Source organism: Succinivibrio sp. (genome assembly GCF_045124615.1).
Lineage (GTDB): Bacteria > Pseudomonadota > Gammaproteobacteria > Enterobacterales > Succinivibrionaceae > Succinivibrio > Succinivibrio faecicola.
Window position 1 is genome coordinate 1 of record NZ_JBGVMC010000219.1, and the last position, 5502, is coordinate 5502.

Below are 5502 nucleotides of genomic sequence, written 5' to 3' on the forward strand. Positions count from 1 at the left end.
CCTATCAAAGATTTTTGCTGCCTTATTCATATTAAGATTATTAACACTGAATCTTAAAATTCTATTTGTAGAATTAGCTGATGCAAAATCGTAATCAAGAATGTTTGCAAGCTTAATCTTGATTTTGTTGTTATGGGTGAAGTCTATATAAACCTCAGATGGAATAATGATACTGTTTTTTACATATGGAGTATCATCATCTGCAATTATAAGATTTACATTTGTAGCTAGAAGTTCGGTAAAATCTTCAATATTCTGCACAAGAAAATAGAATAGAGCTTCATTTAGAATAAAAAGATTGATATTGGCTTTTGGATTCTTTTCAAGGATATATCTTATTTCATCTCCAAGACCCATACCATAGATTGAAACAGGCTCATTTAAGTCTAGTTTTCTGCATCTGTATTCTGCACAATGCATTCTGTCATGATGCGATGTTAGCTGAATATCGTCTGCAATAATCGTAGTTTGCATACCTTCATCTGTACGAAGTTCATAGGATGCTTCATCAAATGCTTTTTTCAGCTTGTTATAAAATTCAGGATTTTTATTTTTTAAGATATCAAGAATGTTATTCATAAAAGTCTTTCACATACAAAATAATCTTCTTTAAGTGTATACGAAAAAATACAAAAATGAATTAAATGTTTGTATTAATTGATAAATGCTCAAAAAAATGTGATCATTTATAGTTCATGATCATGATTTTTGAAAACAAGAATTAAAAAAAATAAGCTGTAGTTCATAAATTTACGAAAAATTATAGTTATTTTCTAAAATTTTCTTGTAAATCATAGAGAAATTAAAATTTATTGCTATTATTAGAGCAGATAATAATCAATTAGGGAGTTTTAGATGACACGAGCAGAGCTAATTGAAGCATTAACCAAAAAATTTCCATTTCAGAGTCCTGCAGAAGTTGATTCAGCAGTTCGAGAAATTTTTGAAATAATGATTGAAACCTTATCAGACGGCGATCGTATTGAAATTAGAGGTTTTGGAAGTTTTGAGGTGCGTGTACACGAACCTCGAATTGCACATAATCCAAAAACAGGTGAACAGGTTCAGCTCTCTAAAAGACGAGTTGTGCACTTTAAGCCAGGTGTTGAATTAAGAGACAGAGTTAATACTGTTGCTTCAAAGTAGTAAAATTTTTTCTTATTAGACATAAAAGGCTCAGCAACCTCAATATTTTAATGAGGTTTGTTGCGCCTTGTGTTATTATGTAACACAGTAACAAATTATCGGGGAAATTCATGATCAAGTTTTGGTTCTATTTCTTAATTCTTGCTGTTTTTATTGTTGTAGGACTAGCCATTGGAGCTTCAAATGACAGCGTGGTCATGTTTGATTTTCTCTTTGTAAAAAAAGAAATTTCATTAGCTTCAGTTCTGGTTATCGGTCTGCTTTTTGGCCTTGTACTTGGTGTTTATTGCTCAATGTTCTTAACATTTAAGCTCTGGTTACAGCTTAAAGTTGCAAAAACTCAGTTTAACCGTCTGAAAAAGAAAACTACAGCTGATCAGGATATCTCTTCTAAATAATGTTTGAACTTCTATTTTTACTCTTACCTGTTGCTGCCCTTTATGGTTATTTTATGGGCAGATCAACCTCTAAGCAGAAAAGAGAGAATGATAAAAACAGACAGGATTCAATTTACCTTAAGGGCTTTGACTATCTATTAAGCAATAAGCAAGATAAAGCTGTTGATAAGTTTATTGCATATCTAAACAGTATCGATCAGACCTACGAATCATCTTTGGCTCTTGGTAATCTATTCAGACAGCAAGGTGAAGTTGATAAAGCAATTTCTCTTCATGAAAAGATGTCAAATGATTCATCTTTAGATGAGTCTGAAAGAGAGCTTGCAAAAATTGAGCTTATAAGAGACTTTTTGAGTGCAGGTCTATTAGACAGAGCTGAAAAGATCCTATCTGATGTTATTGATATCCCAAGACTTAGAAAGACAGCTGTAATGCTCTTATTAAGTCTTTATGAAAAAGAGCAGGATTTTGAAAAAGCAATACAGATTGCCAACCATTATTCAGTCGATCTTGATAAGAATACAAATGTTCAGCTTTCAAACTACTACTGTGAGGTTGCAAAGAAGTTTTCTATAAATGCAGATTACAAGCATTCAGAAGAATATCTAAAAAGAGCTTTGGTAACAGATTCAAAATGTGTCCGTGCTCTTATTGAAATGGCTGAACTTAAGATAAAGAATAATGAATTTCAAGAAGCTATTGAATATGTTAAATGTGCAAGTTCAGCTGATCCTGAATGTGGTCCTTTGTGTCTTGCAACTTTGAAGAAGTGCTTCCAGAACAGCGCAGATCCTAACTATCGTTTTGCACTTGAAGATCTTGTTCAAAGAACAAATTCAGCTGATGTAATTATTGAATATGTAAAATGTGTAGAGCAAAATTCAGGTGTTGATGATGCGCTTGCACATATCCAGAATATTATCAGCGCTAAACCTAATTTAAAACTTTTATCTGAGTATCTTGAATTAAATTCTAAAAAAGATCCTGTTACATCGCATGAATCTATTTTAAAGATCAAATCTCTTTTTGATGCTCAGATTGCAAGAAACAACCGTTATGTCTGCAAGAACTGCGGTTTTGAAAGCAGAATTCAGTTTTATCAATGCCCATCATGCAGAAAATGGGACAGCTTAAAAACCAAAACAGGACTAGATGGAGATTAGAATGAAAGATCCTAAAGTAATTGTTGCCCTAGATTATGATGATCAGAGTAAGGCTTTAGATTTTGTATCTAAAGTAACACCTGATCTTTGCAAACTTAAAGTCGGCAATGAGTTATTTACAACAGCTGGTCCTCAGTTTGTATCAAAGCTTGTTGATAAAGGTTTTAAAGTTTTTCTTGATTTAAAATATCACGATATTCCAAATACTGTTGCAAAGGCTTGTGAAGCAGCTGCAAGACTTGGTGTATGGATGGTAAATGTCCATTCATCAGGTGGTAATGTAATGATGGAAAAAGCGCGTGAAGCTTTAGATAAATTTGAAAACAGACCATTGCTTATTGCTGTTACTGTTCTTACATCAATGGATAGAGCTCAGCTTAGCTCAATCGGTCTTGATATGGAGCCAAAAGATCAGGTAATAAGACTTGCAAAGCTTGTAAAACAGTCAATGCTTGATGGTGTTGTCTGCTCAGCTTTGGAAGTTCCTCTTATAAGAGAGAATATTGAAAAGCCTTTTGTATGTGTGACACCGGGTATTCGTCCTGCTGGTGCTGCACTTGGTGATCAGAAGCGAGTTATGACTCCAAAAGAGGCTGTAATTCAGGGATCTGACTATCTTGTGATTGGTAGACCTATAACAAAGTCAGATGATCCTGTTGCAACATTAAACAGCATCAATGAGTCATTAATCTAATATATTATCTACATGTTGACAGCACCCCTTGGCAAAATCCAGGGGAGTTGCCAGATCAACGCCTACAGGAACATATCCTTGAAAATAAACATTGAGTATAAAGACAGCTCGCCTTCGTTTAGCTTTTGTAATTTGCTAGCCATTGAATAGCTCCATTGTTGTTTGTTACACAACACTATTCAGTTTACAGGTTCTGTCTATGATAGAAACTTAAGACTGAATAATGCGGTTCAAGGAAGATTGTTCATAATTTTCCTTGTCACCACATCATTCGGCACAATTTGGTAAATTTACTTTATCAGGTAGTGATTCTTATCTGTAATGCCGTCTCTTTGCATAACCTCTCTTAAAAGTTTTGGGATCTTTCCCTGTCCTGACCATAAATATGTATTTCCATCTAAAGCTGTATATTCATATTTTGGTGCCATTTTCTGTCTTGTATCTTTTTTCTGAAGTTCTTTTAGTGCTGCAAGATCGTCGACTGTAAGATTATGTTCATCAAGCTTGTTTAAAAGATTAGATAAGAATTCTTCCTTTCTCTTTTTTGCCTGTTCTTCTTCAATTTCCTTATTCTTAATCTCAGTGTAAAGTTCATTGAGTTTGTGAATAATTCCCTCAAGTTCTTCAGATGTAGCATCTTTGAAAAAAGCTTTAAGATTTCGGTTATTTTTAAGATAGTTATAATCCATATTCTTACCTTTATGTCTACGTCCTTCGCTTTCGTTGAAAAACTCATTTACTTAATTTATTTTAACTTAATTAGGCTTTAATTTTACTGTATAGTGTCATAATTTGAATGAGCTCTAAAGCGTGCAAAGAGAAATATAAAGAATATTTGATTTGTTTTCATAAAAGATAATTGCATAGTGATAAGATGTTATTAGAGGTGGAGCTATGAGAATTATTGTAATGCGGCACGGCGATGCTATATTCTGTGATGATGACAGAATACTATCATTAACAGGTCAAAAAGAGGCTTTAGATACTGCTATGCAGTTAAAAAGCTTTTTAGGATCAGTTAACAGAATTATATGTTCACCAAAGACCAGAGCTGTTCAGACTGCAAATATTGTCAAATCAGTTCTTGCAGAAAGTTCAGATCTTGATTATCTGTCAGATTTAACTCCATCAGGTGATGTTGATAGCGTTATTTCATATGTGGAGGCTGTGTGTAAACCTGATGATACTGTTCTTTTAGTATCTCATCTGCCTTTAGTTGAATACCTCTCATATGAATTTGTCCATATGAAAAGATGCTCTCCATCCTTTAAGACAGCCTGCGCTCTTGTAATAGATATAGAAGGAAAGAAAACTGATTTTAAAAGATTTATAACTCCTTTTATGGCTCCTGTATCATATGAATAAAAAATGCAGGACATAGTCCTGCAAAGATTTAGAGTGTATACATTTTTTTTATTTAGCTTTCATAAAGTGTCAAATCTAATTGATTTGTCTAATCACCGCTTAAAAGTACAAAATCAAGTGGCTTTATTTTAATCTGAAGTGTATCTGATAAAGTAAAGCAATCCTTTTCAAATTCATCAGTTATTCTGCCTTTTAACGCATCTTTATCAATGTTTATGTAATTTTCTTTGTCAGTGTCTAGGTTAAGTGCATAAATAAAGGTTTTATCATTTTTAAAGGTCTTTTTGATACAGAATAGACTGTCATTTACAAAAAGAAATTCAAGCTGACCGTTTGATAGTGCACCATGAGATGCTCTTAATTTCATAAGTTTTTCAAACAGATCTTTAATCTCTTCTTCATCCTTGGTGAAATTAGCTATCTTGCCATTGTCACGAGCTACCATACCATCATGGTAGATATATGAGTGAGGCTGGCTTTTATCAAAGTTTTTTACCTCCTGACCTATTTCTTCACCATAGTAGTTTGTAATAGGTCCTGAATGTGCCAATGCCATGAATGACAGAGCAAGTTTAATTCTCTTTTTGTATGTATCATTAAGATCAGCTCTTTGAATAATGTCACCTAATCTAACTGTATCATGATTGGTTATCATAAGATTTGGATATGCATGATTTGGCAGAGTCTTTTCATTATCAATTAGATAATCCTTTAAAGTAGTAGCTTTATGTGAAAA

The 5502-nt window shown here is 33.2% G+C and carries 7 protein-coding genes and 1 pseudogene; 5 read left to right on the forward strand and 3 right to left on the reverse strand.

Translation table 11 applies throughout. The features are described 5' to 3' along the window. Window positions 1-579: hypothetical protein (locus ACJML3_RS05790; protein WP_406021428.1), on the reverse strand; the 579-nt coding region annotated here is incomplete at its 3' end. A gap of 276 nt (window positions 580-855) precedes the next feature. Here ACJML3_RS05790 and ACJML3_RS05795 point away from each other — a divergent pair. From ACJML3_RS05795 to pyrF, 4 genes are all read left to right on the forward strand, one after another. Continuing rightward, window positions 856-1146, forward strand: coding sequence for an HU family DNA-binding protein (locus ACJML3_RS05795; RefSeq protein ID WP_219935951.1), 291 nt, complete (start codon window positions 856-858; stop codon window positions 1144-1146). Between the two features lie 110 nt (window positions 1147-1256). Next, window positions 1257-1544, forward strand: a complete 288-nt coding sequence (locus ACJML3_RS05800) for a lipopolysaccharide assembly protein LapA domain-containing protein (RefSeq protein ID WP_406021430.1) — start codon at window positions 1257-1259, stop codon at window positions 1542-1544. Beyond that, complete coding sequence (locus ACJML3_RS05805; RefSeq protein ID WP_406021432.1) at window positions 1544-2707, forward strand: hypothetical protein; 1164 nt, start codon at window positions 1544-1546, stop codon at window positions 2705-2707. The genes ACJML3_RS05800 and ACJML3_RS05805 overlap by 1 nt, the downstream gene beginning before the upstream one ends. 1 nt (window position 2708) lies before the next feature. Continuing rightward, window positions 2709-3401: an orotidine-5'-phosphate decarboxylase gene (gene pyrF, locus ACJML3_RS05810; protein WP_406021434.1), complete on the forward strand. Its 693-nt coding sequence runs from the start codon at window positions 2709-2711 to the stop codon at window positions 3399-3401. 290 nt (window positions 3402-3691) lie between these two features. On the opposite strand, the gene ACJML3_RS05815 is transcribed toward pyrF, so the two are convergent. Beyond that, entirely contained in the window at window positions 3692-4090 is a 399-nt protein-coding gene (locus ACJML3_RS05815; protein ID WP_288135349.1) for an H-NS family nucleoid-associated regulatory protein, read from the reverse strand. Window positions 4091-4295: 205 nt separating this feature from the next. On the opposite strand from ACJML3_RS05815, the gene sixA reads away from it, so the two are divergent. After that, window positions 4296-4766, forward strand: a complete 471-nt coding sequence (gene sixA, locus ACJML3_RS05820; protein WP_406021437.1) for a phosphohistidine phosphatase SixA — start codon at window positions 4296-4298, stop codon at window positions 4764-4766. 88 nt (window positions 4767-4854) lie between these two features. On the opposite strand, the pseudogene ACJML3_RS05825 reads toward sixA, so the two are convergent. Continuing rightward, window positions 4855-5502: pseudogene (locus ACJML3_RS05825) on the reverse strand (hypothetical protein); the annotation flags it as partial.

Excerpts from the sequence above, each read along its gene's own strand:
- ACJML3_RS05805 (WP_406021432.1), top strand. The coding sequence starts at position 1,544 with ATGTTTGAACTTCTATTTTTACTCTTACCTGTTGCTGCCCTTTATGGT.
- ACJML3_RS05815 (WP_288135349.1), bottom strand. The coding sequence starts at position 4,090 with ATGGATTATAACTATCTTAAAAATAACCGAAATCTTAAAGCTTTTTTC.
- pyrF (WP_406021434.1), top strand. The coding sequence starts at position 2,709 with ATGAAAGATCCTAAAGTAATTGTTGCCCTAGATTATGATGATCAGAGT.
- ACJML3_RS05800 (WP_406021430.1), top strand. The coding sequence starts at position 1,257 with ATGATCAAGTTTTGGTTCTATTTCTTAATTCTTGCTGTTTTTATTGTT.
- sixA (WP_406021437.1), top strand. The coding sequence starts at position 4,296 with ATGAGAATTATTGTAATGCGGCACGGCGATGCTATATTCTGTGATGAT.
- ACJML3_RS05795 (WP_219935951.1), top strand. The coding sequence starts at position 856 with ATGACACGAGCAGAGCTAATTGAAGCATTAACCAAAAAATTTCCATTT.